At 71.9% G+C, this 26908-nt stretch carries 25 protein-coding genes; 8 read left to right on the top strand and 17 right to left on the bottom strand.

Annotation, left to right across the window (positions count from 1 at the left end):
* Positions 1–15: 15 nt before the first annotated feature.
* Both ABH937_RS11630 and ABH937_RS11625 read left to right on the top strand, forming a co-directional pair.
* The gene (locus ABH937_RS11630) at positions 16–1005 is read left to right on the top strand and encodes a zinc-dependent alcohol dehydrogenase family protein (protein WP_280690830.1); all 990 of its coding nucleotides are present in this window, start codon (positions 16–18) and stop codon (positions 1003–1005) included.
* Positions 1006–1054: 49 nt separating this feature from the next.
* Positions 1055–2098, top strand: coding sequence for a PfkB family carbohydrate kinase (locus ABH937_RS11625; RefSeq protein WP_370218147.1), 1044 nt, complete (start codon positions 1055–1057; stop codon positions 2096–2098).
* Positions 2099–2110: 12 nt separating this feature from the next.
* Here the strand turns inward: ABH937_RS11625 and ABH937_RS11620 are convergent, their stop codons facing one another.
* Both ABH937_RS11620 and ABH937_RS11615 read right to left on the bottom strand, forming a co-directional pair.
* Complete coding sequence (locus ABH937_RS11620; RefSeq protein ID WP_370218146.1) at positions 2111–3319, bottom strand: MFS transporter; 1209 nt, start codon at positions 3317–3319, stop codon at positions 2111–2113.
* Positions 3312–4562, bottom strand: coding sequence for an ATP-grasp domain-containing protein (locus ABH937_RS11615; protein ID WP_370218145.1), 1251 nt, complete (start codon positions 4560–4562; stop codon positions 3312–3314). The genes ABH937_RS11620 and ABH937_RS11615 overlap by 8 nt, the downstream gene beginning before the upstream one ends.
* A 243-nt stretch (positions 4563–4805) precedes the next feature.
* On the opposite strand from ABH937_RS11615, the gene ABH937_RS11610 reads away from it, so the two are divergent.
* Positions 4806–5570: a class I SAM-dependent methyltransferase gene (locus ABH937_RS11610; protein WP_370218144.1), complete on the top strand. Its 765-nt coding sequence runs from the start codon at positions 4806–4808 to the stop codon at positions 5568–5570.
* Between the two features lie 211 nt (positions 5571–5781).
* Here the strand turns inward: ABH937_RS11610 and folE are convergent, their stop codons facing one another.
* The 6 genes from folE to ABH937_RS11580 form a co-directional block, all read right to left on the bottom strand.
* Positions 5782–6369 (bottom strand): GTP cyclohydrolase I, encoded by a 588-nt coding sequence (folE, locus tag ABH937_RS11605; protein ID WP_370218143.1) that lies wholly within the window; start codon positions 6367–6369, stop codon positions 5782–5784.
* Positions 6370–6376: 7 nt separating this feature from the next.
* Complete coding sequence (locus ABH937_RS11600) at positions 6377–7075, bottom strand: 7-carboxy-7-deazaguanine synthase QueE (protein WP_370218142.1); 699 nt, start codon at positions 7073–7075, stop codon at positions 6377–6379.
* Between the two features lie 103 nt (positions 7076–7178).
* Complete coding sequence (locus ABH937_RS11595; RefSeq protein WP_280690878.1) at positions 7179–7541, bottom strand: 6-carboxytetrahydropterin synthase; 363 nt, start codon at positions 7539–7541, stop codon at positions 7179–7181.
* A gap of 40 nt (positions 7542–7581) precedes the next feature.
* Complete coding sequence (locus ABH937_RS11590) at positions 7582–8595, bottom strand: isopenicillin N synthase family dioxygenase (protein ID WP_370218141.1); 1014 nt, start codon at positions 8593–8595, stop codon at positions 7582–7584.
* Between the two features lie 120 nt (positions 8596–8715).
* Positions 8716–9996: a diaminobutyrate--2-oxoglutarate transaminase gene (gene ectB / locus ABH937_RS11585; protein WP_370218139.1), complete on the bottom strand. Its 1281-nt coding sequence runs from the start codon at positions 9994–9996 to the stop codon at positions 8716–8718.
* A gap of 65 nt (positions 9997–10061) precedes the next feature.
* Positions 10062–10727, bottom strand: a complete 666-nt coding sequence (locus ABH937_RS11580; RefSeq protein ID WP_370218138.1) for a 7-cyano-7-deazaguanine synthase — start codon at positions 10725–10727, stop codon at positions 10062–10064.
* A gap of 348 nt (positions 10728–11075) precedes the next feature.
* On the opposite strand from ABH937_RS11580, the gene ABH937_RS11575 reads away from it, so the two are divergent.
* Together ABH937_RS11575 and ABH937_RS11570 are read left to right on the top strand one after the other, a co-directional pair.
* Positions 11076–14030, top strand: a complete 2955-nt coding sequence (locus ABH937_RS11575) for a BTAD domain-containing putative transcriptional regulator (RefSeq protein ID WP_370218137.1) — start codon at positions 11076–11078, stop codon at positions 14028–14030.
* A gap of 234 nt (positions 14031–14264) precedes the next feature.
* Positions 14265–14903, top strand: coding sequence for a response regulator transcription factor (locus tag ABH937_RS11570; RefSeq protein WP_280690819.1), 639 nt, complete (start codon positions 14265–14267; stop codon positions 14901–14903).
* Between the two features lie 91 nt (positions 14904–14994).
* On the opposite strand, the gene ABH937_RS11565 is transcribed toward ABH937_RS11570, so the two are convergent.
* The 8 genes from ABH937_RS11565 to ABH937_RS11530 form a co-directional block, all read right to left on the bottom strand.
* Complete coding sequence (locus tag ABH937_RS11565) at positions 14995–16317, bottom strand: MFS transporter (protein WP_370218135.1); 1323 nt, start codon at positions 16315–16317, stop codon at positions 14995–14997.
* Between the two features lie 222 nt (positions 16318–16539).
* On the bottom strand, positions 16540–17115 hold the full coding sequence (locus ABH937_RS11560) for a hypothetical protein (protein ID WP_370218134.1): 576 nt from the start codon (positions 17113–17115) through the stop codon (positions 16540–16542).
* The gene (locus ABH937_RS11555; protein ID WP_370218133.1) at positions 17112–18509 is read right to left on the bottom strand and encodes a hypothetical protein; all 1398 of its coding nucleotides are present in this window, start codon (positions 18507–18509) and stop codon (positions 17112–17114) included. The genes ABH937_RS11560 and ABH937_RS11555 overlap by 4 nt, the downstream gene beginning before the upstream one ends.
* Entirely contained in the window at positions 18506–19315 is an 810-nt protein-coding gene (locus ABH937_RS11550; RefSeq protein ID WP_280690815.1) for an ABC transporter ATP-binding protein, read from the bottom strand. The genes ABH937_RS11555 and ABH937_RS11550 overlap by 4 nt, the downstream gene beginning before the upstream one ends.
* A 32-nt stretch (positions 19316–19347) precedes the next feature.
* Positions 19348–20163 (bottom strand): zf-HC2 domain-containing protein, encoded by an 816-nt coding sequence (locus ABH937_RS11545; RefSeq protein WP_370218132.1) that lies wholly within the window; start codon positions 20161–20163, stop codon positions 19348–19350.
* On the bottom strand, positions 20160–20663 hold the full coding sequence (locus tag ABH937_RS11540; protein WP_370146464.1) for an RNA polymerase sigma factor: 504 nt from the start codon (positions 20661–20663) through the stop codon (positions 20160–20162). The genes ABH937_RS11545 and ABH937_RS11540 overlap by 4 nt, the downstream gene beginning before the upstream one ends.
* Positions 20664–20899: 236 nt before the next feature.
* The gene (locus ABH937_RS11535; RefSeq protein WP_370218130.1) at positions 20900–22363 is read right to left on the bottom strand and encodes an ATP-binding protein; all 1464 of its coding nucleotides are present in this window, start codon (positions 22361–22363) and stop codon (positions 20900–20902) included.
* Complete coding sequence (locus ABH937_RS11530; RefSeq protein ID WP_370218129.1) at positions 22360–24036, bottom strand: FAD-dependent oxidoreductase; 1677 nt, start codon at positions 24034–24036, stop codon at positions 22360–22362. Before ABH937_RS11530 ends, ABH937_RS11535 begins: the two co-directional genes overlap by 4 nt.
* Before the next feature lie 217 nt (positions 24037–24253).
* Between ABH937_RS11530 and ABH937_RS11525 the strand changes: the two genes are divergently transcribed.
* The 3 genes from ABH937_RS11525 to ABH937_RS11515 all read left to right on the top strand — a co-directional run bounded on the left by ABH937_RS11525 (position 24254) and on the right by ABH937_RS11515 (position 26666).
* On the top strand, positions 24254–24853 hold the full coding sequence (locus ABH937_RS11525; RefSeq protein WP_370218128.1) for a DNA-3-methyladenine glycosylase I: 600 nt from the start codon (positions 24254–24256) through the stop codon (positions 24851–24853).
* A complete protein-coding gene (locus ABH937_RS11520) occupies positions 24822–25166 on the top strand; it encodes an arginase family protein (protein WP_370218173.1) in 345 nt (114 codons plus the stop codon). Before ABH937_RS11525 ends, ABH937_RS11520 begins: the two co-directional genes overlap by 32 nt.
* Before the next feature lie 240 nt (positions 25167–25406).
* Complete coding sequence (locus ABH937_RS11515) at positions 25407–26666, top strand: ammonium transporter (protein ID WP_280690809.1); 1260 nt, start codon at positions 25407–25409, stop codon at positions 26664–26666.
* 67 nt (positions 26667–26733) lie between these two features.
* Here ABH937_RS11515 and ABH937_RS11510 read toward each other — a convergent pair whose 3' ends face one another.
* Positions 26734–26904, bottom strand: coding sequence for a hypothetical protein (locus tag ABH937_RS11510; RefSeq protein WP_280690808.1), 171 nt, complete (start codon positions 26902–26904; stop codon positions 26734–26736).
* Positions 26905–26908: the final 4 nt, after the last annotated feature.

The following is a 26908-nucleotide window of genomic DNA, read 5'->3' as shown; positions in this document are numbered from 1 at the left end:
GTGGGGAGCGGTCCGGTGAAGGCCGCCGTCATCAGCTCGCCCGGTGTGGTGGCCGTCGAGACCGTCGACGATCCGACACCCGGCCCCCGGGAGGTGGTGGTCAAGGTGGCGGCCTGCGGGCTGTGCGGCACCGACCTGCACATCCTCCAGGGCGAGTTCGCGCCCACGCTGCCGATCATCCCCGGTCACGAGTTCGCCGGGGAGGTGGTCGCGGTGGGCACCGGGGTGCGCGAACTCTCGGTCGGTGACCAGGTCGCCGTGGACCCCTCGCTGCCCTGCCGCGAGTGCCACTACTGCCGGATCGGGCGCGGCAACCTCTGCGAGAACTTCTCCGCGATCGGGGTCACCGTGCCCGGCGCGGCCGCCGAGTTCGCCCTCGCCCCGGTCGCCAACTGCGTGCGGCTGCCCGAGCACGTCCGCACCCAGGACGCCGCCCTCATCGAACCGCTCTCCTGCGCGGTGCGCGGCTACGACGTGCTGCGCAGCCGGTTGGCCAGCAGCGTGCTGATCTACGGCTCCGGCACGATGGGCCTGATGATGCTGGAGCTCGCCAAGCGCACCGGCGCGGCCGGCGTGGACGTCGTCGACATCAACAGCGAACGGCTCACCGCCGCACGCCTGCTGGGCTGCACCAACGCCGTCACCTCCGCCGACGAGCTGGACCGGCCGCGTGGTTGGGACGTGGTGATCGACGCGACCGGCAACGAGCTGGCCATCCAGGACGCGCTCGGCCGGGTCGGCAAGGGCGGTACCTACCTGCAGTTCGGCGTCGCGGACTACGCCGCGCGTGCGACGATCGAGCCGTACCGGATCTACAACCAGGAGATCACCATCACCGGCTCGATGGCGGTGCTGCACAGCTACGAGCGCGCGGCCGAGCTCTTCGCCACCGGTGTCCTGGACCCCCAGGTCTTCATCAGCGACCGGCTCCCGCTCGCCGACTACGCCACCGCGCTCCAGCAGTTCCAGGCGGGCAAGGGCCGAAAGATCGTCATCACCCCATGACCCGGGGCACCCGAACCACAGCAAGCCCGAACCACAGCAAGGAGGACGCATGACGGCCGCAGGGTCTTCGGCCCTCGTCATCGGTGAGGCACTGACCGACATCCTGGCGACCCCGGACGGCCGGCAACGCGCCGTACCCGGGGGCAGCCCCGCGAACGTGGCCCTCGGGCTGGCCAGGCTCGGCCGGCCGGTCTGCCTGGCCACCCGGATCGGCAGCGACCGGTACGGCCTGGACCTGCGGCGACGGCTCGGCCAGAGCGGTGTGCGGCTCACCGTCGGGTCGGTGGTCGACGCCGCGACGTCCACCGCCACCGCCACCCTCGGCTCGGACGGAGCGGCGACCTACCGCTTCGACATCGACTGGAGCCTGGCACCGGAGGCCGTCGACCCGGCCCGCACGGGTCCGATCGCCCACCTGCACACCGGTTCGATCGCGGCGACCCTGGCACCCGGCGCGGCTCGGGTGCTCGCCGCCGTCCGGGCCGCCCGCCCGGGGGCCACCGTCTCCTACGACCCCAACCTGCGGCCCGCGCTGCTGGGGACGGCGGACGAGGAGCGGCCGCGAGTCGAGCAACTCGTCGCGCTCAGCGATGTCGTGAAGGCCAGTGCGGAGGATCTCGACTGGCTCTACCCGGGCTGCGACGCCGCGGCGGTGGCCGCCGCGTGGGTGCAGACCGGGCCCGCGCTGGTGGTGGTCACGCTGGGCGCCGCGGGTGCGCTGGCCTTCTGGCGGCACGGGAGCTGCGAGCTGGCGCCCACACCGGTCGAGGTGGTGGACACCGTGGGCGCGGGGGACGCCTTCATGGCCGGGCTGGTGAGTGGGCTGCTCGGGGCGGGGTTGCTGGGTGCCGAACCGCTGGGGTCCGAACCGCTGGGGTCCGAACCGCTGGGGTCCGAACCGCTGGGGTCCGAACCGCTGGGGTCCGGCTTCCAGTTGCCGCCGACCGCGCGCGAGGCGCTGCGGGCCGCGACGAGTGCCGACCGCCTCGCCCCCGAGGTGGCCGAGGCGCTGGCCCTGGCGGCCCGGGCCGCCGCCGTCACCTGCACCCGCCCCGGTGCGGACCCGCCGACCCGGGCCGAGCTCGGCTGCTGAGCGCTGCCCCGGTCAGTCGGCTCCACCTTCTTGAGCCAGGGCGGCCGTCCCGCCGAGGGCGAACAGCACCGCCGTCCCACCCGCGACCGGGGAGAGCAGCAGGAAGGCACCCGCGCCGTACGCCCCGGCGAGGGAGGCACCCGCCGAGGCGCCGGCCGCGAAGCCGACGGTCGTCATGCTGTTGGCCCAGCCCTGGGTCTCGCTGTCGCAGCCGGGCGGGGTCAGCGCGCCGATGGCGGTGAAGAGGCGGGCGAAGGTCGAGCCGACCGCGAGGCCGGTGAGCGGGCAGACCAGCAGGACGGCGGCCGGCGCCACCTCCATCGCCAGGCCCAGCAGCACGCAGCCACCGACGAACACGGCGAGGAGTCCCGGCAGTTCGGTCCGGGCCAGGGCATCGTGGGCGCCCAGGCCCAGGGCGCCCACGATGCTGCCCACCGAGAGGCCGGCCAGATACCACCCGCTGTGCGAGGCGACGTGCTGCAGCTGCGCGTAGACGGGCAGCATCACCTCGGTGGCGGACAGCGCCGCGCAGAACAGGAACTGGGCGCCGAACACCGCGCGCAGCGGGCGGGAGCGCAACGGTGCCCGCCAGTGGCCGGTCGGGGGTCCGGGGCGTTCGGTCGGCTCGCGGTGCAGGGTGAGCAGCAGGACCACGGCGCCGGCCATCAGCGCCCCGATCAGCGCGAACGGCAGCAGCGGGAAGAGCGAGGTGCTCAGCCAGGTGGCGAGCACCGGCCCGGTGATCAGCGTGACGTCCATCAGCGCCGACTCCAGCGCGTTCGCCGACGAGCGGCCGCGCGCCCGGTCGACCGACGTCCAGTGCGTCCGCAGCAGGATGCTGACCGGCGGGAAGCAGAGACCGATCGTGACCACGGACAGGACCACCCAGCCGAACGGCAGGCGGCCCGCGGCGGCCAGCACCAGCCCCGCCAGTCCGACCAGGTAGCCGGCGAGGCAGCGGCGCAGCACCCGACCCGACCCGGTGGCCGCCAGCCGGCCGCGCAGCGGACTGCTGACGGCGTTCGCGAGCAGCATCGCACCGACGGCCGTCCCGGCCTCGGCATAGGAGTACCGGGGAGACAGCAGGAGCACGCCGCTCACCGGGAACATGCTGATCGGGAACTTGGACACCAGGCTCGCCACGGCCAACCGCCGGGCACCCGGGGCGGCCAGCACCTCCCGGTAGGTGGCGATCGAGCCGGTGGCGGCCGCCTCAGGCATCGGCGGGGACCGGGTCGGGCCGGATCTCCAGCCGGACCAGGGAGCGGACGGCGGCCAGGGTGGCGAGCACGGCCGCCTCGTCCTGGCCGTGCACGGAGGCGCTGAACGGGATGCTGACGTTGTCACGGGTCAGCGGAACATGGTCGCCGGGCTGGTAGCCGACCAGCACGCTGTCGATGCCCGGGAGGTCGTCCAGCCGGTCCAGGCCGTGCACGGCCACCAGCGTGCCGGGCGCCTGCTCGTTGTGGATCACCACCGAGCCGAACACACCCGGGAACACGACCGGTTGGTCGAGCAGCCGCGGCCGCCGCCCCAGGTAGCACTCGATGGCGTCGTGGAACGGGCGCAGGCCGCCGTACCGGGCCCACATCTCCACGGCGGGACCGCCCGACAGCCGGGCACCGACCTCGATCAGGAAGACGCCCTCCTCGTTGCACTTCACCTCGGTGTGGCTGGGGCCCCGCCGGATGCCGTAGGCATCGAGGGCCTCCCGGACGAACCGCTCCACCCGTTCCCGGTCCGGGTGACGCTCGTCGATCTGCACGATGTCCCAGAGCGGGAAGTCGTAGTCGCCGTCGTCGGGACGGCGGTACTCCCAGATGTCCACCAGCCGGTGCCGGCCGTCGGCGCTGAAGAAGTTGACCGCGAACTCGCGGCCCCGGATGTACCGTTCCACCAGCCACTCGGTGATCGGCTCGCGGTAGACGTCGTGGGTGACCAGCCGCTCGACGTCGTGCAGCGCGTCGGCGTCCGAGAACACCGTGACGCCCTGCGAGCCCGCGCCCATGGTCGGCTTCACGATGACGGGAAAGCCCACCTGGTGGGCGGCCGCGGCGATCTCCGCCGCCGCGTGGACCCGTCGGAACTCGGGGACGCGGACACCCGCCTCGCCCGCCCGGGCCCGCATCGCCGCCTTGTTGCGCCTGGCCCAGGCGAGCGCGTGGTCGTTGCCCGGGAGCCCGAGCCGCTGCGCGATCAGGTCGGCCAGGTACACGCCCGCCTCCAGGGCGGGCACCACCGCGCGGACGTCGAAGCCGGTGCCGGCCAGCTGCCGAGCGGCGTCCTCGGGCTCGCCGGCGTACAGCGAGAGGTCGTCGCCCTCCTGGTGGCCGGGCAGCGCGGCCAGGTAGTCGAGCGTGTAGAGCGAGACGACGGCGAACCCCAGATCGCGGGCGGCGGCCTTGAACGGCACGCCTTGGCGGACGGGGTCGACCAGCAGGATCGCGGGTGTGGCTGCTCCCATGGCGGCCTCTCTTCTGATGCGGATGCGGTGCGGATGCGGTGCGGACGACGTCCCAGCGGACGGACCGGCGGTCGCCGGCGGACCGTACTCCCGGCCCGGTGCTGCCCGTTCGGACCGGGCGAGCGTCCGGCCGGTGTGTTCCGGTCCGGGCCGAAGTCCGGGCGGCGGGACCTTCTGGCCGAACGGCCGGAGCGGCAGGATGGCTCACGATCGGAGCAACTGGCCTTCCGGAAAAGAGATCTGATGATGAATTCGGAGTTCTATTCGAAGGTGGCCGAGAAGTTCGGCGGCTATTCCAGCGGGGCCCAGCGCACGGTGGTCTACGCCGACGGCGATCCGGAGGAGGTCTTCGACCAGATCGTGCACGGCCTCGGCGATCCGGCCGGGCATCTGCTGGACGTCGGCTGCGCGGACGGACGCAACCTGCTGGCGATCGCCCCGGCCTTCGGCCGCGTCCACGCCATCGACCTGGCGCCGGAGATGCTCGAATCGGCCGGCCGCCACCTGGCCGAGTCCGGGCTGGGGCAGGTCTCGTTCGAACTGCGGGACGCCTCGGCGACCGGCTTCGCCGACCGGACCTTCGACGTCGTGACCTCGCGTCGCGGCCCGCTCTTCGGACCGGAGTTCCAGCGGGTCCTCAAGCCCGGCGGCTCGCTGGTCTACCTCGGCATCGGCGAGCACGACGTGCGTGAGCTCAAGGAGGTCTTCGGCCGGGGACAGCTCTACGGCCGCTGGGCGGGCACGCCGGTCGCGCACGAGGAGCGGCGGCGGCTGGCCGAGGCGGGCTTCACGATCCTGCGGGAGCAGAGCTTCCACTACGACGAGTACTTCCACTCGCCGGCCGAGCTGAACCGGTTCCTGCAACTGGTGCCCATCTTCGAGGACTACGACCCGGTGGGCGACCAGCAGCGCTTCGATCGCTACGTCGCCCAGGCCTCCGCGCCGCAGGGTGTCCGGCTCGCCCGGCACTGGTTCCTGCTGCACGCGGCTAAGAGGGTCCGCCAGTAGGGGGCTGGAGGAAGGAGCGGCGTCCGGGCCGAGTCTGGGCGGTGCCGACGAGGGAGTCCATGCGGAGCATCGGCGACTGAGGAGAAGCCGTCCAGGCGACAGCCCGGGCGTCGCGACGCCGGCCCCCTGCTGGCGGACCCTCTAACCCGGCCGGCTGACCCGCGGGTCCGCCCCGGACCGCAGTGGTCCGGGGCGGACCCGGGGCCGGCGGTCAGGGACGGAGCAGGGCGAGCAGCTCGCCACGCAGCGCGCTGTCCTCGCCGAACGCGCCGCGGTAGGCCGTGGACGTCATCAGGGCGCTGGCCTTGATCCCGCGCATGGTCATGCACAGGTGCTCGCCCTTGGCGATGACGGCCACGTCCGCCGCGCCGGTGATCTCCGCGATGTCCCGCGCGATGTCCGCGACCAGCCGTTCCTGGACCTGGAGCCGGTGCGCGTGCCGGTGCGCCACCCGCGCGAACTTCGACAGGCCCAGCAGTCGTTCGGTGGGCCGGTAGGCGATCGTCACGGAGCAGTTGAAGGGCAGCAGGTGGTGCTCGCACAGGGACCACACCTTGATGTCCGAGACGATGACCAACTGGCTGGTGGTGGTCGTCTCGAAGAGGGTCGCGATCGCTCCCGGCTCGTAGTCGATGAACTCGCGCCACCACCGGGCGAACCGCTCCGGCGTCTCCCGGAGCCCGTCCCGGTCGGGGTCCTCGCCGATCTCCTTGAGCAGCCGCCGCGCCAGGTCGACCAGCGGATCCTGCTGCGGGGGCTCCTCGTACGCCAGGGCCTGCTTGCCCACTCGTGTCGTCACAGACAACTCAGACACCTCTCCTGTGGCCCCAGACCAGCGTGTGCAGCCTGGTGGTGATGTTCCAGCCGCGGTCGATCACCGAGGTGACGAGAGCCCGCGTGTGCTTGTCGATGGCGTCCCGGTCCTGCCCCTCGGGCATGATCCAGACCGAGTCGATCCCCATCTCCGCGACCAGCCCGGCGACCTCGTCGAGGTCGGCGGTGTCCCGGCAGACGAACTTGAAGGTGGTCCCCGGCGTTCGGGCGAATCGCCGCAGCGCACCGGGGACGATCCGCTGCCGCACCGGATCGCCCGAATGCGCGAGCTTGGGCGACACGTTGAAGCGGACCCCGGTCTCGATCAGGTGCGGATCCGGCGCCCGCGTCCCGTTCGTCTCGATCTCGACCTCGATCCCCCGCGCGGTCAGCAGGCGGACCAGCGGCAGCAGCCGCGCCTGCTGGTTGAGCGGCTCGCCCCCGGAGACGACCACCAGGTCGACTCCGAACGCCAGCAGCTCCTCGGCCACCGAGTCGACGGTGCGCCGGTGCAGTTCCACCTTCGGGTCGTACCTGACACCGGCGTCGCTCCTCCCCTGCCAGTCCCACGTGTAGGGGGTGTCGCACCACCGACAGGAGAGGTTGCAACCGCCGAGGCGCAGGAACGCGCATCTGCGGCCGAGTGACCGGCCTTCTCCCTGAACGGTCTCAAGTGGGGCCGAAGATCTCATTGACGACGAGTTCGGTTTCCACAGGGCACCACCTCCTTCTTCGCCATGTCGTCAGCTGAACCGATCACCTGCCGCACCCGCCCGCACCCGCCCGCTCGGCGGCTCAGGGCCGGTACTCCGCCCAGGTCTTGGGCGTTTCGGAGATCCGCACGGAGCTGAGCTCCGGGAACTCCTTCGCCCACCGCCCGTACAGCCAGACGGCCAGGTTCTCGGCGGTGGGGTTGCCGTCCACGAGGTCGTTGAGGTGCCGGTGGTCGAGCGTGCTGTCGATCCAGGACTTGAAGGTGGCGAGATCCCCGTAGTCGCGGACGAACCCAGTCGGCGTGAGTTCGGTCAGGTCGGCGCTCAACTCCAGCTCCACCACGTAGTTGTGACCGTGCAGGCGAGCACACTGGTGCCCGTCGGCAAGACCGGCCAGCTGGTGGCTGGCGGAGAACTCGAACCGTTTGGTGATCCGCAGCGTCATGTCGCTCACATGCCTTTCCGTTCGATCTGGTGATGGCGGGTCAGTTGGTGCCGGCGTGGGCGGTGGTGCCGGTGTCCGGCACCACGCCGAGCTTCTCCAGGACCGAGTGCCGGGCTCGGACCGGCTGCCGGCCCGCGCCGCCGCCGAACGGCGCCGCCAGCGGCTCGATCCAGGTCTCCGGATCCGTCTCGAAGAAGAAGACCAGGGAGAGCAGTTCCTCATCCGGTGCGCTGGCACTGGGCGCCAGCACCCGGTGCTTCAGCGCCCGCCACCGACCGTCGGTCCACAGCTCCATCAGCTCGCCCAGATTGACGATCAGTGAGTCCGGGCGGTACGGCGGTGCGAACCAGCCGTCCGCTTCGTTCCAGGCCTGCAGACCGCCCACCCCGAGCTGGCGGCTGAGCAGCGTGAAGCTGCCCAGATCGGTGTGCGGCCCGTTGCGCAACTGGCCGCTCTCCAACCGGCCCACCGAGCGCAGCGAGGGGTACCAGCTCACGTTCTGCGTCCAGGTCGACCTGGTGGCGACCGAGGCGAAGAACCCCTGCGGCAGACCGAGGACGGTGGCCAGCAGGGCGTTGACCTCCTGCGCGACCCGGACCATGTGAGCGGTGTAGGCGTCCGCGGCCCGGCGCAGCTCGGGCAGTTCCCGCGGCCAGCGGTTGGCCGGGTAGTAGAGCCGGTCCAGCGCGGGATCGCCGGTGCGATGGGTCGGGCTGATGTAGAAGGACTCGTGGAGATCGGGCGCGCTCGGCCCGGCCGGCGATCCGTCGGCACGCGGCACGCCGACACCGCCGCCGGGATGCAGCTCCAGCCAGCCGCTGTCGTACGCGGCCTCGATGGCGTAACGCGCCTTGACCTCGCGCGGCAGGGCGAAGTAGCGCCGTCCGCAGGCACGGAGCTCGTCCGTCAACCGCTGCGGCACGCCGTGGTCCACCAGCAGGAACATGCCGGTCTCCCGCAGGGCCCGGTCGAGTTCGGCGGCGGTACTCCGCCAGGCGTCGGCCGGGGCGGACCGCCAGTCGCCGAGGCGGACCGTGGGGATCACACTCTTCACGCAGCACTCCAGGAGTTGCGGGGCCCGGTCCGCTCGGGCGGGCCCGCGCGTGAGCGGCCCGTCGGACAGGTCCGTCGACAGAACAGCGGTGCCGTGGTCACGGCGCCGGCAGCGGCGGCCTCATGGCGCGAGCACCGCGCGCACGGACGAGCCGAGAATCTCCAGGCCCTCGGCGATCTCGTCCTCGCTGACGGTGAGCGGGGGCAGCAGCTTGACCACCTGCCCGCCCGCGCCGGAGGTCTCCATGAGCAGACCGTTCTCGAAGGCGGTGGCGCACACCTGGCCGGCCAGCTCCCCGCCGGCCGCGCCCAGAGCGCCGAAGTCGAGGCCCACCGCGAGCCCGCGCCCCTTGAGGCGCAGGCCCGCCGCCGGATGGGACCGGATGACCTCCGCCAGCGCGGACGCGATGCGCTCGCCCTTGGACCTGATCGCCTTCTCGAACTCCTCGTCACTCCAGTACGTGCGCAGCGCCGTCGCGCCGGTGACGAAGGCCGCACTGACGCCGCGGAAGGTCCCGTTGTGCTCGCCGGGCTGCCAGACGTCCAGCTCCGGGCGGATCAGGGTCAGGGCCAACGGCAGCCCGTACCCGCCGATGGACTTCGACAGGCAGACCATGTCCGGCACGATCCCCGCGTCCTCGAAGCTGAAGAACCCTCCGGTGCGGCCGCAGCCCATCTGGACGTCGTCGACGATCAGCAGGACGCCGCACCGCCGGCACAACTCGGCCAGCTCGCACAGCCATTCGGCGCGGGCGGCCGTCAGACCGCCCTCGCCCTGGACCGTCTCGACGATCACCGCGGCGGGCCGGTCCAGTCCGCTCCCGGGATCCTCCAGCATCCGCCGCAGGTACGCCAGTCCCGTCCCGGCCTCGTCCCCGGCCTCCTCGGCGTAGCGGTCGTACGGCATCGACACGGCCTGCCCGAGCGGGACCCCGGCGGCGGCCCGCTTCTTCGCGTTGCCGCTCACCGCCAGCGCCCCCAGCGTCATGCCGTGGAAGGAGTTGGTGAAGCTGACCACCGTCGGGCGTCCGGTCACCCTGCGGGCCAGCTTCAGCGCGGCCTCCACCGCGTTGGTGCCACCGGGGCCGGGGAAGACCACCCGGTAGTCGAGATCGCGCGGCCGCAGGACGACCTCGTGGAGCGCCGCCAGGAAGTCGCGCCTGGCCACGGTGAACATGTCCAGGGCGTGCGAGACGCCGTCGGCGGCGATGTAGTCGAGCAGCGCCCGCTTCAGCACCGGGTTGTTGTGGCCGTAGTTGAGGGCTCCGGCGCCCGCGAAGAAGTCCAGGTAGGGCCTGCCGTCCTCCGTGTGGATGCGGCTGCCCACGGCCCGGTCGAACACCACCGGCCAGGCCCTGCTGTAGCTTCGTACCTCGGATTCCAACATGTCGAAGATGGTCACGCCACGATCCGTTCTCGGGGGTTACTGCTGCACTCGGAGCCTGGGTGGATCGGTCGCGCCGCGCGCTACCGCGCGTACGCCGTGGGGTCCTTGACCCCGGCCGCCACGAAGGCCTCGCGCCGTTCGGCGCAGGCGGCGCACCTGCCGCAGTGGATCTCCTCGCCGCGGAAGCAGGTCCAGGTCTCCTCCCACGGCACGCCGAGGCCGTCCCCCAGCGCGATCACCTCGCTCTTGTGCAACTCCACCAGCGGGGCCAGCAGATCGAGGTCCGGGTGCGCCTGGCCACGGGTCGCGATCCGCTCCATCGCCAGGAACGCGCGCAGGAACTCCGGTGAGGTGTCGGACGGACCGACGTCATCGGCCATCACGCCGAAGGCGACCGCCTGCGCCTGCTCCACCACCGCCAGCGCGAAGGCGGCGGCGAGCAGCAGCGCGTTGCGGTTCGGCACGATGGTCGAACTGCCCTGCGAGGGACCGGTGTCGGCCGGCACGTCAACGGCGGAGTCGGTGAGCGAGGAGCCCCGGAAGACGTTCCGCGCGGCACTGAGATCGGCCACCTCGTAGCGGGCTCCCAGCCGCCGCGCCGCCAGTCGGGCGAACTCCAGCTCCTTGCGGTGACGTTGTCCGTAGTCCACGGCCAGCAGGTGCAGCCGGTGTCCCTCGGCCTTCAGTTTGTACGCCATCGTTACGGAGTCGACTCCACCGGAGACAACCGCTATGACTCTGCTCAATTTCCGTCCTCACAGGGTGAATGGCTACTACGGGAGGCCGCTCCCCGTCCGTCCGGCCTCCTCGATTCCGCACTGGAATTCTCACGCTCCGGCAGGGTTCGGAATAAGGTCCTGGCGCACCTCCCGCCAGCCGTGCCGACACCGTCCGTTCGGTCACCACGGGGCCTTTCGAACGGCACCGGCTGCCCGCGCGGACGTGGCCGGTGCCGCCGCCAGCCCGCCGGCAGCCTGCCCGGCGTCCGCCCGCGACGGGCGGGCCCGCGCCCGCCGGCTGCGGTTCTGCCCGATCTGACGGTCCGACAGTTCACGGCACCGAACCAGCGGTCGGTACACGTAGACTTGGGATCCGTGAGGTTCACCGTGTTGGGGCCGCCCCGGGTGTGGAGCGGCGATGTGGAGCTGGAGCTGGGACCGCCCAAGCAGCGGGCGCTGTTGGCGCTGCTGCTGGTGCACGCGGGACAACCGGTCGAGTTCAGCGAGATCGTGGATGTCCTCTGGGGTGAGGAACCGCCGCACAGCGCGGCCAACGTGGTGCACCGCCACGTGGGCGCACTGCGAAAACTGCTGGAACCGCGTCCGGCGTCCGGCGAGCACGGCAGTCCCGTGCTGCGCAGTTCGGGGACGTACCGACTTCCTGTCGATCCCGAATCGCTGGATCTGGCGCATTTCCGCGCCCTTGTCGAGCGCGCTCACCGGGCTCGGGCAGCCGGAACGCCGGCGGCGGCCGTCGAACTCCTGACCCAGGCGCTCGCGCTGCGCCACGGCGTGACCGCGGCCGGAATCCCCGCGCAGGTACGCGCACACCCGGCGTTCACCTCGATCGACCGGGAGTACCTCGGCGTCGTCAGGAACGCCGCGCAGGTCGCCCTGGAGGCCGGCCGCGCGGGCCGGATCCTGCCCGCCCTACAGGACGCCGCCGAACGCAATCCGCTCGAAGAGGGGCTGCAGGCCCACCTGATGAAGGCGCTGGCGGTCACCGGGCAGCAGGCCGAAGCGCTGGTGGTCTACCGCAGGGTCAGGTCGCAGCTCGCCGAACAGCTCGGTGTCGACCCGGGGCCGGAGCTGCTCGACGCACACCGGCAGGTGCTCCACGGCGCTCCCCCGGCCCGGGCCACCGCACCCGGGCAGACCGCACCCGGGCACACCTCCCCCGAGCACACCGCCGACGCGGCAGCCGGCCCGGCGGGCGGCCCGGCGCCGGTCGACGCACCACGCCCTGCGGCGCCCGCTACTCGCCCCGCCCAACTCCCGGCCGCCTTGGCCGGGTTCACCGGGCGAAGTGCCGAACTGGCGTTGCTGCAAGCACTGTTGCCCGGCCAGGTGGAGAAGGGCCAGGCGGTGAACGGCCGGCTGGAGCACGGCCAGGGGGCGAGCGGCCGGCCCGGCACCGTGGTGATCAGCGCGATCAACGGGATGGCCGGGGTCGGCAAGACCACGCTGGCCGTGCACCTGGCCCACCGGATCGCCGACCGCTTCCCCGACGGACAGCTCTACGCCAACCTGCGCGGCTTCGACCCGGCCGGTCTCGTGCCCAGCGTGAGTGAAGTCCTCCGCGGCTTCCTGCACGCGCTCGGCGAGCCGCCCCAGCGGGTGCCGGCCGGCGCGGACGAGCAGGCCGCCCTGTACCGCAGCCTGCTGGCGGGACGACGCATGCTGATCATGCTGGACAACGCGCGCAGCCCCCAGCAGGTACGGCCGCTGCTGCCGGGTGCGCCCGGCAGCCTGGTGATCGTCACCAGCCGGGACCAGTTGCACGGTCTGATCGCCAGCGAGGGCGCCCATCCGCTCAGCCTCGGTCCGTTCAGTCCCGAGGAGGCACGGGACGCCCTGGTGCAACGCCTGGGCGCCGCCCGGGTCGCCGCCGAGCCGCAGGCAGTCGAGCTGATCATCGAGCTGTGCGGGCGGCTCCCGCTCGCCTTGGCCGTGGTGGCCGCACGGGCCGCCACCCGTCCCGAGTTCCCGCTCGCCTCGATCGCGGCGGAACTCCGCAGCAGCCACGGCAGCCTCGACGCCTTCACCGGCACGGATCCCAGCACCGACGTCCGCACCGTCTTCTCCTGGTCCTGCGAGTTACTGACGCCCGAGGCCAGGCAGCTCTTCCGCCTGCTCGCCCTCCACCCCGGCCCCGACTTCACCGTGCCGGCCGCGGCGAACCTCGCCGGCCTCCCGGCGAGCCGGGCGGCCACCCTCCTCGACGAGCTGGGCCAAGCCCATCTGGTGACCGCGCCCACCCCGGGCCGCTACGCGCTCCACGACCTGCTGCACGCGCACGCCCGTGAGCTCTCCCTCGCGTACGACGACGAGCAGACCCGACAGGCGGCGCTGCGCCGGATGACCGACTACTACCTGCACTCCGCGCACGCCGCCGCGACCCTGCTGGCTCCGCACCGCCTGGACGGCATCGACCTGCCCGCGCACGGATCCGGAACCGCTGCCGAAACGCTCGACGGACGGCCCCGGGCCGCCGCCTGGTTGGACGCCGAGCTCCCCGTCCTGCTCCGCCTGATCGAGCAGGCGAGCGCCAACGGACTCCCCACCCATGCCTGGCAGTTGGCCCAGACGCTGGCCGGCTACCTGGACCGGCGCGGCCACTGGCAGGACCAACTGCGGATCCAGCGCACCGCGCTGCAGGCCGCCGACCGGGCAGCCGACGTCCTGGGACAGGCCCATGCGCACCGGGAGCTGGGGTTCGCCTACGGCCGGCTGTCCCGCGAGAGCGACGCACAGCACCACCTGGAGCGCTCGCTCACACTCTTCACCGAGCTGGGCGACCGCGACGGCCAGGCGCGTACGCATCGCCACCTGGCCTTCCGGGCGAACAGCAGGCTGGACTACGACCAGGCCCTGCGTCACTATGAACAGGCCTGCGCCCATTACCAGGCGACCGGGCGGCTCAGCGGACAGGGCAGCGTGCTCAACGAGACCGGGTGGACGCACATCCTGCTCGGGCAGCACGAGCAGGCCCTGGCACTGTGCCGCAGGGCGATCGACCTGCACCGGCGGATCGACGATCTCAACGGCGAGGCCGCCGCCTGGGACAGCCTCGGCTACGCACAGCACCACCTCCGGCAGTACGCGCAGGCGCTGACCAGCTACGAGCGCGCCCTGAACGCCTACCAGGCCCTGAACGACAGCGCTTTGGAGGCCGACACCCTCAGCCACATCGGCGACACCCTGGACGCCCAGGGGAAGCACGAGTCCGCGGTCGTCGCCTGGGAGCAGGCGCTGGCCATCCTGGACGAGCTGGGCCACCCCGACGCCGAACAGCTCCGCCGCAGGATCCGGGAGCGGGCGACGGAGTAAGGCGTGGGGCGGGGCAAGGCGACCGTCAGCTTTTCGGCACTGTTTCGGCACTGGCCCCGGCCTACGATGCTCAGGTGAGCCGACGACGCCACCCGACAGTCGAACCCCTGCTGCCCCAGCCCACCGATCGACCGAAAGCCCGGGCGACCAGGCCCTGCCACTCGCACCGCCGAGCGAGACCGCGCTGACAGCCCACCCCCTGTCAGCATGCTTTCGGTGTGAGGAAAAGGCGCTATGTCACTGCAGGAGATCACGGTAGCGATCCACGACGGCGACCCGCTCTCCCGAGCCGGCCTGATCGGCTACCTGGAGCAGCAACGGGACATCACCGTGGTGCAGCGGACCGACGCCACCGAGGACGCGCGAGCGGAGGACGTGGCCGTGCTGCTCGTCGACCAGATCGACGCGCCGACCGCGACCCGGCTGCGCAAGCTGGGCGTCGAGCGAGCCCAGCGAGTCGTCCTGGTGACCAGCGAACTCGACGAGGAGCAGCTGGAGTTGGTGCTGGAGGCGGGAGTGCACACGATCGTCTGGCGCCACCAGGCCACCGCCGAGCGGCTGGTGAAGGCGATTCACGCGGCCGGCCGGGGCGAGAGCGAGATCCCGGGCGACCTGCTGCGGCGGCTGCTGAGCCAGCTGGGCCGGATGCGCCGGGGCAGCGCCGTCCCGCCGGAATCCGGCACCCGGCCCACCCAGCGGGAGATCAACGTGCTGAAGCTGGTGGCGAAGGGCCTGGACACCCGCGAGATCGCCGGCCAGCTCTGCTACTCCGAACGCACCGTCAAAGGCGTGCTGCACGACATCATGGTGCGCATGCAGTTGCGCAACCGTGCCCACGCGGTCGCCTTCGCCATGCGCGAGGGGTACATCTGACGACGGCTCGCCGTGCCGGCCGGTGACGTGCGCAGGCCGGTCAGGCGTACCCGTCGGTCAGGCGTACGGGTCGGTCAGGCGTACGGGTCGGTCAGGCGACGCCACGGATGCGGTGGACCAGCAGGCCGGCGAGCAGCGTGACCAGGGCGGTGGCCAGGTAGAGCCCGAAGTAGCCGCCGAAGTCGGCGACGATCGGGGCGGCGATGGCCGGGGCGATCACCTGGGGGCCGGAGTTGGCGATGTTGATGACGCCCAGGTCCTTGGCCCGGTCGGCGGCGACGGGCAGGACCTGGGTGACCAGGGCCTGGTCGACGGCCAGGTAGACGCCGTAGCCCGCACCGAGCACCGCGGCGGCGACGACGGTGGCCGGCCAGGTGTGGACCAGGGCCAGCAGCAGGGCGGCGACGGCCATCACCGCGCAGGAGAGGACGACCAGCGCACGGCGCCGGCCGGTGCGGTCGGAGACCATCCCGGCGGGGATCGCCGTCAGCAGCGCGGCCAGGGTGTAGACGGCGGTGAGGATCAGCACCCCGGCGTCCGGCGAGCGGTAGTGCACGGCATCGGTGAGGTAGAAGAGCAGGTAGAGGGTGCCGATCGCATTGCCCAGGTTGATCAGGAACCGGGTCACAAAGGCCCACCCGAAGTCGGGGTACCGGCGCGGACTGACCCAGTAACCGGCCAGCATGGTCCGGAGGTTGAACGAGCGGAACGCCCCCGGTGGCAGGACCGGGTCGGCGAAGAACAGGACGAACGGCAGCGCGAGGGCCACGGTCATGGCCGCCACCACCGCATACCCCGAAGCGATCCCGCCGACCAGCAGGGTGACCAGCAAGGCGCCGACCACCAGCCCGAGCGACTGGCTGATCCCGGTCCAGCCGGAGACCACCGCCCGCTGCCTGCTGGGAACCTGGTCGGCCACCGGCGCGGTGGCCCCGGCCAGCATGACGTTCAGACCCGCCTGTGCCACCACCCACCCGACCGTGATGCCGACCAGGCCATGCCCGCCGGCGGTCAGCAACAACCCGCCCGCGCCGAGCAGCGCGCCCGCCAGGATCCACGGGCGACGCCGCCCGAACCGCGAGGTGGTGCGATCCGACAGCGCGCCGGCCAGCGGGTTGACCAGCATCGCGACCACGGCGCCCACGCCCGTCACCCAGGAGAGCAGGCCGGCCTTGTGAGCGGCGTCGAGGCGTTCGAGCTGCATCGGCAGCAGGATCTGGATCGGAGTGAAGAAGCCCAGGAAGACCCCGAGGTTCACCAGGCTGAGCGAGGCCGTCCAACGCCACGAGACCCGGGTCACCGGCTCGGCCAGCGCGGCACCGGCGGCGTGGGCCGTGTCGGCGGCCACGTGGCCGGCCGGGTCGGCCGGGTCGGCCGGGTCGGCCGGGGCGGCCACCGCGTCGGCACCGCTCATGAGGGCTGCTCATCTCTGCCGCGCACGCGGCGGCTCAGCTGCGGTGGCGGTGCTACCGGCTGCCATCGTATCCGGCCGAGCTCAGCAGCCGACAGCACGTTGCCGGCTCTGGGCCGACACCCAGGCCCCGACATCGGCGAGGGGTCGCCGGTCAGGCCATCCGTCAAGTCGCTGTGCGGGTACCGGGGAAGAGGGAGCTGCCTGCGGCATGGGGCGTGCCCGTCACCGTCTCGGTCCTGCCACGGCGTACAGCACGGTGCCGGTCACCAGCAGGGCCCACGCGGTCCCGGTGGACGCAGCCGTGCCGGGGAGGAAGATCATCCAGCCGGCCACCTGTCCCACGGTGCCGGGCGGAATCGGGACGACGAGGGTGAGCGCGAGCCAGCCGGTCGGCAGGGTCCAGGCGTACGCCGCCCCGCACAGCACCGCCCCGAGCGCGGCCAGGCCGACCAGGCCCGCGCTGTCCCGGACGACGACCTCGGCCGGGGCGAGCTTCGCTCCCGCCGCCTGGGCCGCCAGCAGCCCCGTCCCGGCAACCGCGCCGATCAGCAGCACGTGCGCTGCCCGGCGGGGCAACCACCGGATCGCGGCCGTTCTCTCCAGCGCGGCATCCCGCCCATCGAGCCCGACGGAAGCGGCCGCCACCATCGCGCTGAGAACCTGGGCCGCCATCACCAGGTCCGTCGAGCCCGCACCGCGGTCCCGCTTGAAGACCCACGCCGCCAGTGCGACGAGCGTGATCGCGGCGACCGAGGTGGGCACCTGCCGTGAACGCGCGTACAGGATCAGCCACCTCATTGCGACGCCTTCCCTGCCAGCACCGAAAGCTCGTCGGTCCGCGTGCAGGAGAGGGTGGCGGCGTGCACCTCGGCGATCCACGAGCTCTGCTCGGCCGGTGTCATCGCCACCAACCGCTGCCAGGCCGTGTCGGCCTCCGCCCAGGTCTGGCTCATGTACGGGGCGCCGGCCTCGTTTTCCATCGGTCGGCGCTGGGGATCATGCAGGGCCCAGCTCACGGCGACGCTCTGGACGGCGACATCGGCATGTCCGCCGCCCTCCCGGTCGTTGTTCGCGTGGCAGCTCGGTGCCAGGCCCTGGGCGATCAGCGCACGGGTCAGCTGCTCGCCCCTCGCATCGGCGAAGAGCCGATCGTCGAAGTCGACCAGCACCACGTCGCCGGACAGTTCGCGCTCGTCGCCGAGCGCGCGCAGCTCGGTGTCCTCCCGCACCGAGTGCGGCGCCTTGTCGCCCAGGACGTCGTGCAGCACGCGCAGCGCCTCCTTGCTGCGCAGCGCGAGCTCGGGCAGGCGTGAACGGTCGGCCTGCGTCACGCACACCGGTCCGTCGCAGACCAGGGCGGCGGCAGCCTTGTCGACGACGTAGGTGTCGCGCGCAGCGGCCGGGAGCACCAGCAGGGCCAGGGCCGCGCCGGCCAGGACGGGGGCCACCGCGAGCAGCCGGGCCCGGCGGGTCACGGCCGACAGCAGGGCGAATCCGGTGGCGAGCAGGCCGAGCAGCCAGAGCGTCTGGCCGAGGTGCACGGAGCCGGACAGGGTCAGCAGCATCTCCCGCGGGTCCGCGGTCGCCGGGGACAGCAGGGCGAGCCGGTTCGGCGCGATGCTCGACGGCAGCGCCCCTTCGCTGTTCGGTCGCAGGAGGCTCGTCAACAGGAGGAAGAGCACCGTCAGGGCCGGCGGGGTGAGCACGGATGGCACGGACCGCGCGACGCCCATGCCGAACACAGCCCCCGCGACCAGGGCCAGCGCTGCCACGAGCGAGATCGGCAGCCAGCCCAACGGCACATAGGTGGTGGCGCCGAGGGCCACCTGGACTCCGCCCACGAGGACGAGGAGGCCGAAGCCCGACGCCAGCGCGAGCGCCGTCGCACCGGCCGGCAGCGCCGCGCGGCGCCAGGCCGGCAGCGGCGTGGTCGTCAGCAGTTCGGTCATCCGCGAGCGGGACTCGCGCAGCCCGTACACCGCCCCCATGCCCACCACGAGCGGCCACCAGAAGGACAGCAGGTAGCGGGTCCACAGGGCCATGGAGGTCCACTGGGCCGTCCATCCCGCGGTGCCGTTCCACCAGATCCCGCCGACCAGGAAGAAGACCGCCAGGCTGCCGCCCAGGACGACGACGCCGGTCCACGGGGCGATGGAGCGCTTCAGCTCGATGCGCAGGACACGTCCGCTCACCAGGTGCCTCCCTGCTGCTCGGAGTTGTGGAGCAGCGCCGAGTAGCCGCGCTCCAGCGGACTGTCGCCCGGGTACTCGGCGCCGCCCGCCGCGGCCAGGACCTCCGGCGTGCCCTGGAAGACGAGGCGGCCGTCGGCGAAGAGCACCACGTCGGAGCAGGCGGCCGCGACGTCCTCGACCAGGTGGGTGGAGACGACCACACAGGTGTCGCGGCCCAACTCCTGCAGCAGCTCGCGGAAGCGCAGCCGCTGCGCCGGGTCCAGGCCGGCCGTCGGTTCGTCCAGCAGCAGCACCGCGGGGTCGTTGACGATGGCCTGGGCGATGCCGGCGCGCCGGACCATGCCTCCGGACAGGGTCCTCATCCGATGGTCGGCGCGGTCCGCCAGGCCCACCCGTTCCACGGCCCGCTGGACGGCCGCGGGGATGTCCGCCTTCGGGACCTCCTTCAGCCAGGCCATGTACTCGACGAACTCGCGCACGGTGAAACGCTTGTAGTAGCCGAACTCCTGCGGCAGGTAGCCGATCCGGCGGCGCAGCGCCCGCAGGTCACCCACCCCGCTCACGGAGGTGCCGAACAGCTCCAGTTCGCCCGCGGCGGGGCGCAGCACGGTGGCCAGCGCCCGGATCAGGGTGGTCTTTCCCGCTCCGTTGGGCCCCAGCAGGCCGTGGGTGCCGGTGCTCAGGGAGAGGTCGAGGCCGTCGACGGCCATCTTCTTGCGTCCGACCCGAACTTTCAGGCCGGCGGCCCGGATCTCCCAGGCGTAGGTCTTCGGCGCGGTGTCGGCCGCGGTCATGGCGGGTGTCATGCAGTGGTCCCTTCCGAGGGTCGACGATGGTTTCACAGCGCTGGGTAGGCGCGTCTGCGGGCGATCACGGCGCCGATGCCGAGCACGAGGAGCGCTCCCCACACGGGCAGTTGGTCCGGCTGCAGGACGACGGGGACGCGGCCGGCGTGCCATGCGGGTGCGGCGATGACGACGCCCCACGCGACCACCAGCCCGGCGGCGGCGCGGGTCACGCCGACCACGCTGCCCAGCGCCAGGGCCGCAGAGGTGAAGGCCAGCGAGGGCAGCAACCACTGAGCGGCCGTCATGGCCCCGGTCAGCCATCCCTCCACCAGCAGCGCGGGCAGCACCACGGCGAGTACCGAGACGGTGCGCCGGAGCAGCAGGGGCAGACCGGCCCGGGGGGTGGCGGCTGTCAGTTCGTACGCCGGGTCCAGGGCGCGCGACCACGCCACTGCGACACCGCACATCGGCAGCACGGGCGCGATCAGCAACACGGGCGAGGCCGCGCCGAACAACATCGGCGCCCCGGCCGCCGCCAGCAGCAGCGCCAGCAGGGTCACGGTGGCGGTCATGGCCAGCCACGGGACCAAGATCGGTGTCAGCCAGGCCGACACCCACCTGGGGCGGTACCGCCGCGAGGGCGCCTGGACGGCCGCGTCCAACTGCGGCGCCAGCCCGGCCCGGACGGTGTCGACGAGCGTGGCGATGCCGGGCGCCTCGGTGGCCACGGAGGCCGCCAGGCGGCTCCGGCACGGCGCGCAGGTCTCCAGATGGGCCTCCAGCGCCCACAGCGTGTCCGCGGCCATCGCCGCATCACCACGTGCGTAGTCGTCGATCAACCGCCTCGACGCGTGTTCCGTACTCATGCCAGCGCCTCCCGCATCGCGATCCTGGCCCGGCGGGCGCGGGTCTTGACCGTGCCTTCGGGCAGTCCGAGCAGGACGGCGGTCTCCCGGACGGAGAGCCCGTCGAGCACCGTGGCCTGCAGTACCTGTCTGAGTTCCGGAGCCAGTTGCCGAAGGGCGTCGCCGACGTCGCCGCCGACGGTCCCCGCGAGCGCCTCCTCCTCCGCCGCAGGCACCACCGCCCGCTCGGCGGCGGCGACCGGCGGTTCGGCGTGGTGGGCACGGCGGCGGAACGCGTCCACGAGGCGGCGCGCCGCGATCGTCCACAGCCACCCGACCGCCGTCCCGCCGACCGCGCTCCCGGCGAACGCGCCGGCCGCGCGCCACACCGCCAGATAGGTCTCCTGCATGACCTCGGCGACGATCTGCTCGTCCGCGCAGCGGCGGCGCAACCGCACCGCCAGCCACGGTGACGTGCGCCGGTACAACTCGTCGAACGCCCCGCGCTCACCTCTGGCCACCAGCCGGACGAGGCGTTCCTCGTCCAGCTCGTCCAGTGCTCTCCTACGTGATCTCACACCTGCCAGACGCCCGAGGCCGCACACGGGTTCTACATCTGGCATGACCTGCATCACAGTTCCACGCGGAGGTTCGAGATCCCTCCGAAACCCGGCGACCGGCTTCGAGCCGCTTCGGCAACCGGTCGGACCGGGTCCCGCCGGTCACGTCCAGACCAGCCGAGCTACGGCCGAACAGCTCATCCAAGCGCGTCGTCCTCGGACGGGTCGCGCTCTGCGGGGTTGATCGGGAGGCGGACCTGGAAGCGGGTGTCGCCCGGGACCGACTCGAGTCGCAGGTCGCCGCCGTGCCGGTTGACGATGATGCGCCAGGAGATGTCCAGACCCAGACCGGTGCCTTCGCCAACGGGCTTGGTGCTGAAGAACGGGTCGAAGACCCGACTCTGTACGTCGGCGGGCACACCGGGGCCGGTGTCGCGGACTTCGACCAGCACCTGGTTCCCGTCCCGTGCGGTGCGAGCGGTGAGTGTGCCGCCGGCGCCGGTGCTGCGCATGGCCCAGACGGCGTTGTCGATCAGGTTCGTCCAGACCTGGTTCAGCTCGGCGGGGTAGCCCGGGATGCTGGGCAAGGTGCGGTCGTAGTCGCGCACGACGGTGATGTTCGGGCCGATCTTCGCGGAGAGCAGCATCAGCGTGCTGTCCAGCAGCTCGTGCACATCGGCGTTCTGGTACGGGGCCCGGTCGAGTTGCGTGTACTGCTTCGCCGCACCGACGAGTGCGGAGACGCGGTGCACGGCGTCCTCGATCTCGTTGAGCAGGAGCTCGGCCTCGACCGTGCAGCTCAGCCAGTTCAGTGCTCTTCCGAGCAGGTCCTCGGGCAGGGCTCCGGCGATCCGGTCCAGCCAGTCGATGCCCAGACCCGCCTCGACGAGGACCGGCGCCGTCTCCCAACCGTCGGCGACACTGTGCGCCTCCAGCCAGTCGCCGATCTCGTCCTCGCGGTCCGAGGCCTCCAGCGGGTCGAGCGCTGAGGCGTGCCCCAGCCGACCGATCGTCATGTCCTGCAGTTCCCTCAGGTGCGCCAGGTCCCCACCTGAGCGTGGCTCGGCCGCGAGCTCCGCGAATTCGCGGCGCACCCGGGCGATGCGCTCCCGCAGGGCCGAGGTGGCCCGCACGGCGGCAGCCGCAGGGTTGTTGAGCTCGTGGGTGAGCCCGGCCGTCACCGACCCGAGAGCGAGCAACCTCTCCCGCTGGCCGACCGCCTCCTGGGTGCTCTTGAATCCGAAGAACAGACCCTCCAGCAGATGGACGGCCATCGGGAACCAACTGCGCATGATCTCCGCGAAAGCCTCCGCGGGCAGCACGAAGAACCTGGACCGCTCGGTCACCCGGAGCGAGTTGTTGTACACCTGCGGCACCTGGTCGCCGAGGTAGGCCTGGAACGCCCCGGCGTACACGCCGGCCTCGGATGTGCGGCTGACGTCCACCTGCTGGCCGCCGACGCTGCGCGAGAGGACCACGGTTCCGTGGAACAGCACGAAGAAGCTCGCCGCGGGATCGCCCTCCCGGTACACCGGACCCGGGTCGAACCATTCGACGTGGCCGTCCCGGCACAGCTGGGTGAGTTGGTCGGGAGTCAGCTTCTCGAACAGGAACAGCGTCCGCAGCTCCCGCTCGTCGCACTTCTCCTGGGCAGTGGTCATGACTGCTCCAGGTACCGGTGCGCGATCATGACGGCCATGGCGCCCTCGCCGACCGCGGAAGCGACCCGCTTGGCGGACTCCGCGCGCACGTCTCCGGCCGCGAAGACCCCTGGCACGTTGGTCTCGAGGTGGTACGGGGGCCGATCCAGCGGCCAGCCGGCAGGGGGACGCCCGTCGGTGGTCAGATCAGGGCCGGTCAGCACGAAGCCTCGCGGGTCCCTGAGCACCGTGCCGTCCAGCCAGTCGGTCAGCGGTGCCGCGCCGATGAAGACGTACATCCACTGCGCGTCAACCGTCTCGGACCTGCCGGTCACACGGTTGCGCAGGGTCAGCCCTTCCAGATGTTGCGTTCCGTGGGCGGCCTCGACAACCGTGTCCGTGAGCACCGTGATGTTGGAGGCGTCCTCGACCCGCTGGAGCAGGTAGTAGGACATCGAGGCGGCCAGCTCCGGCGCCCGCACCAGCAGGGTGACCTTCCGGGCGCTGCGGGAGAGGAACATCGCGGCCTGGCCGGCGGAGTTCGCGCCGCCGACGATGTACACCTCCTGCCCTTGGCAGGCGGCCGCCTCGGTCAGGGCCGAGCCGTAGTAGACCCCGCGCCCGGTCAGTGCGGCCGCCCCTGGCACGTCCAGTTGCCGATAGGACACGCCGGTCGCGAGGATCACGGTGTGTGCCGAGATGGCGGAGCCGTCGGAGAAGCGCAGCGTGCGTGCCGCCCCCTTCACTTCCAAGCCGGTGACCTTGCACGCCGTGAGCAGCTCCGCGCCGAACTTCGTGGCTTGGCGGCGTGCCCGGTCGGTGAGCTGCGCGCCGGAGACGCCGTCGGGGAAGCCCAGGTAGTTCTCGATGCGGGAGCTCTGGCCGGCCTGTCCGCCGGTTGCTTCGCGCTCCACGAGGACGGTGCGCAGACCCTCCGAGGCTCCGTAGACGGCCGCAGCGAGGCCGGCGGGGCCGCCACCGACGATGACCAGGTCGTAGAAGTCGGCCGCGGGGGTCGTCGACAGCCCTACCTGGGCGGCCAGGTCCCGCTCGGCGGGCTCAATGAGGGCAGCGCCGTCCGGGGTGACCACCAGGGGCAGCCGCAGACCGTCCTGCCCTGCGGCGGCCAGCAGACGTCTGCCCTCCGGTTCCTCGCTGGAGTACCAGCGGTACGGCACCTGGTTGCGGGCGAGGAACTCCCGGATCTGGGAGGAGCGGGCCGACCAGCGGTGCCCGACGACCTTGGTGACGTCCACGGCGCGGCCGTCGCCGGCCCGCCACGTCTCCAGCAGGTCATCCACCACCGGGTACAGCTTCTCCTCCGGCGGCTCCCACGGCTTGAGCAGGTAGTGGTCGAGATCGACGACGTTGATGGCGTCGATCGCGGCGTTGGTGTCGGCGTAGGCGGTGAGCAGTACCCGTCGGGCTGCCGGGAACAGGTCGAGCGCCGCTTCGAGGAATTCGATGCCGTTCATCTGCGGCATCCGGAAATCGGCCAGGATCACCGCGACCGGCGCGCCCCGCAGCTTCAGCTCCCGCAGCGCCTCGAGCGCCGAAGCGCCGGACTCGGCGCGGACCACCCGGTAGTCCTCCCCGTAGCGGCGGCGCAGGTCACGGGCGACGGCCCGGGATACCGCAGGATCGTCGTCCACGGTCAGGATCACGGTCCGCACCTGATCGGTGGCCTCTGCCATGGTTCACCACCCAGGACTGTCGCAGGGCTGGAGGGGGGAGCACCCCTTCCAGTCTGATCGCTTGCCCGCGGTGCGGCCCGCCGTCGCGGCACTTACGGGCAGAGCGGGCCGCGTGGTGGCGTCGGCTGCCGACTACGGACAGTACGGGATGCAGTGGCCGGCGTTTCGTCGGAGTGTGTTCGTGGACCGGCATGTGCGGAGAGAGCTGGAGGGCCCGATGAGCAGCGACGTGATCATTGGATACGACGGGGAGCCGCGCTGCGAGTGGGCAGGCGCCGAGGACACCGCGCTGAGCCGCTACCACGACGAGGTGTGGGGGACCCGCACCCATGACGAGTCAGCGATGTTCGAAGCGCTCACCCTCGGCGTCTTCCAGGCCGGGCTCAGCTGGAAGGTCGTGTTCAACAAGCGGGACGCGTTCCGGCAAGCGTTCCGGGGCTTCCATGTCGCCGAGGTCGCAGCGATGACGGACGTCGATGTCGACCATCTGGTGAACGACGCCTCGATCATCCGAAACCGCAGCAAGATCGAGGCCACCATCAGCAATGCGCGTGCCATGCTGTCCGCGTCGCCGAGCCTGCTGGTGCTCGCGCAGTCCTACGAGATGCCCCGCAAGCGGGCTCCCCGGTCCTACGCCGAGCTGCCGACGTCGACGCCGCAGGCGGAGGACTTCGCCAAGCGGTTGAAGGCTCAGGGGTACCACTTCGTCGGTCCGACGAGCGTGTACGCGTTCATGCAGAACGTGGGTGTGATCAACGACCACCTCCACGGCTGCTTCCGCGCAGCTGACTACCGAACCGCGCACCAGGGCGAGTGAGGACCGCTCCCTCACCGAGCCCGACGCCTTCCGCCACGCCGACGCCGTCATCCCCGGCGTCGACGTCGTCGGCACGGGCATGGCCCCCGGCACCGGGTCCCCTGGACCCGGCGGCGACCTGAGCACACGTCAACTCCTCAACGCGATTCGCCGCTCCACCATGGAGCTGCCCCTCGCCGGAGTCGACGTGGTCGAAGCCTGGCCGCGCTCCGACCATGCCGGCATCACCGCGATCTGCGGCAACCGTGTCAGCCCAGCGCGGTCACGCCCACAGCCTCGAAAGACGACATCTGGGCCGCAACTGTGCGGGTGACACTGCCGTAAGGCCCGGGCTCTGAACTGGCCTCCGCCGGTGTGGTGGTCGAGCAGCAACGGCGCTGAGCCCTTTTTTGCCATCCCGTGACTGAGCGAACGCGACGGCTGGGCCTATCTTTCCATCCGGCGCCCGCTCGCCGCCTACGGAGACCCCGAGGACGGTTCGGCCGGGCTCCAGCCCGTCGGCGCGCCTCGAACCCCTGATCCGCGCCATCCGCATCCGGCCTCGGAAGGCCTCATGACATTTGACTTCGCACGGGTCGACTCCGGTTCGACCGCCTGGGTCCTGGTCAGCGCAGCACTCGTCCTCTTCATGACGCCGGGCGTCGCGTTCTTCTACGGCGGCATGGTCCGCGCGAAGCACGTCATGAGCATGTTGATGCAGAACTTCATGGCCATCGCGCTGGTGAGCGTGGCGTGGGTGCTGGTCGGCTACACCCTCGCCTTCGGAAAGGGCGACGGATTCATCGGCGATCTGCATTTCGCCGGTCTCGCCCATCTGGACCAGGTGGTTCCCGGCTTCACCGGGAGCAGCGCGATGGCCATTCCACCGCTGGTCTTCGTCGTCTACCAGATGATGTTCGCCGTGATCACCCCGTCGCTCATCACCGGGGCCACGGCGGACCGCTGGCGGTTCAGCACGTTCGTGCCGTTCGTCGTCCTGTGGTCACTGCTGGTCTACAGCCCGGTCGCCCACTGGATATTCTCACCGACCGGATGGGCCGCCCGACTCGGCGTGCTCGACTTCGCCGGAGGGATCGTCGTGCACACCACTGCGGGCGCCGCCGCGCTCGTCATGGCGGTCGTCCTGGGCAAGCGCAACGGCTGGCCGAGCCGGCAGATGCCGCAGAGCAGCCTGCCCCTGATGCTGGTCGGCGCGGGGATCCTGTGGTTCGGCTGGTTCGGCTTCAACGGCGGCTCCGCCCTCGGCGCCAACGAGTTGGCCGCCAGCGCGTTCCTCAACACGAACACCGCGGGCGCCGCGGCGCTGCTCGGCTGGCTGGCCGTGGAGAGGCTCCGGCACGGCAGGACCAGCACGGTCGGCGCGGCCGGGGGTGCCGTCGCCGGCCTGGCCGCGATCACGCCGTGCGCCGGGTTCGTCAGCCCGCTCGGCGCGCTCGCGATCGGGGCGGCTGCCGGCGTGCTCTGCGAGTTCGCCGTCGACTGGAAGCACCACCTCGGCTACGACGACGCCCTGGACGTGGTGGGCGTGCACCTGGTGGGCGGCGTCTTCGGCGCCCTCGCGGTCGGCCTGTTCGCCACCAGGTCGATCAACCCGGCCGGGGCGAACGGCCTGTTCTACGGCGGCGGCCTGACACAGCTGGGCAGGCAGGCGATCGGCGTCGGCGCGGCCTTCGGCTACACAGTGGCGGTGACGCTCGCCATCGCCCTGGTTCTCAAGAGGCTGATCGGCGACCGGGTCTCCGAGGAGGAGGAAGAGCGCGGGCTCGACCTCAGCCACCACGGTGAGACCGCGTACGTACTGACCGAGCCGTGACGCCTCGGCCCTAGGAGCGGTAGGCACTTCAGCTGACCCGCCGGTCAGTCTGGAGGGGCCCGGGGTACTACCCCGGGTCCACCACGGCGTCCAGCAGCACACAGACGGCGGCGCCGAGCACGACCGTACCGGGCAGCAGCAAGGTCGCCGCCCGGTCGCCGGCCGAGAGGGCCAGCACGGTCAGCACGCCGAACAGGACGAGGAAGCACCCGCCGATCGGCGCCAGCGAGAACAGCAAGTCG

This window comes from Kitasatospora sp. GAS1066B (genome assembly GCF_041262605.1).
Taxonomy (GTDB): Bacteria; Actinomycetota; Actinomycetes; order Streptomycetales; family Streptomycetaceae; genus Kitasatospora.
This window is presented reverse-complemented; position numbering and strand designations above follow the sequence as displayed.

Coding starts and splice junctions, on each gene's coding strand:
- ABH937_RS11610 (WP_370218144.1), top strand. CDS start 4,806: ATGATGAATTCGGAGTTCTATTCGAAGGTGGCCGAGAAGTTCGGCGGC.
- ABH937_RS11535 (WP_370218130.1), bottom strand. CDS start 22,363: ATGACCACTGCCCAGGAGAAGTGCGACGAGCGGGAGCTGCGGACGCTG.
- ABH937_RS11570 (WP_280690819.1), top strand. CDS start 14,265: ATGTCACTGCAGGAGATCACGGTAGCGATCCACGACGGCGACCCGCTC.
- ABH937_RS11625 (WP_370218147.1), top strand. CDS start 1,055: ATGACGGCCGCAGGGTCTTCGGCCCTCGTCATCGGTGAGGCACTGACC.
- ABH937_RS11515 (WP_280690809.1), top strand. CDS start 25,407: ATGACATTTGACTTCGCACGGGTCGACTCCGGTTCGACCGCCTGGGTC.
- ABH937_RS11560 (WP_370218134.1), bottom strand. CDS start 17,115: ATGAGGTGGCTGATCCTGTACGCGCGTTCACGGCAGGTGCCCACCTCG.
- ABH937_RS11545 (WP_370218132.1), bottom strand. CDS start 20,163: ATGAGTACGGAACACGCGTCGAGGCGGTTGATCGACGACTACGCACGT.
- ABH937_RS11620 (WP_370218146.1), bottom strand. CDS start 3,319: ATGCCTGAGGCGGCCGCCACCGGCTCGATCGCCACCTACCGGGAGGTG.
- ABH937_RS11565 (WP_370218135.1), bottom strand. CDS start 16,317: ATGAGCGGTGCCGACGCGGTGGCCGCCCCGGCCGACCCGGCCGACCCG.
- ABH937_RS11550 (WP_280690815.1), bottom strand. CDS start 19,315: ATGACACCCGCCATGACCGCGGCCGACACCGCGCCGAAGACCTACGCC.
- ABH937_RS11600 (WP_370218142.1), bottom strand. CDS start 7,075: ATGAGATCTTCGGCCCCACTTGAGACCGTTCAGGGAGAAGGCCGGTCA.
- ABH937_RS11595 (WP_280690878.1), bottom strand. CDS start 7,541: ATGACGCTGCGGATCACCAAACGGTTCGAGTTCTCCGCCAGCCACCAG.
- ABH937_RS11530 (WP_370218129.1), bottom strand. CDS start 24,036: ATGGCAGAGGCCACCGATCAGGTGCGGACCGTGATCCTGACCGTGGAC.
- ABH937_RS11525 (WP_370218128.1), top strand. CDS start 24,254: ATGAGCAGCGACGTGATCATTGGATACGACGGGGAGCCGCGCTGCGAG.
- ABH937_RS11615 (WP_370218145.1), bottom strand. CDS start 4,562: ATGGGAGCAGCCACACCCGCGATCCTGCTGGTCGACCCCGTCCGCCAA.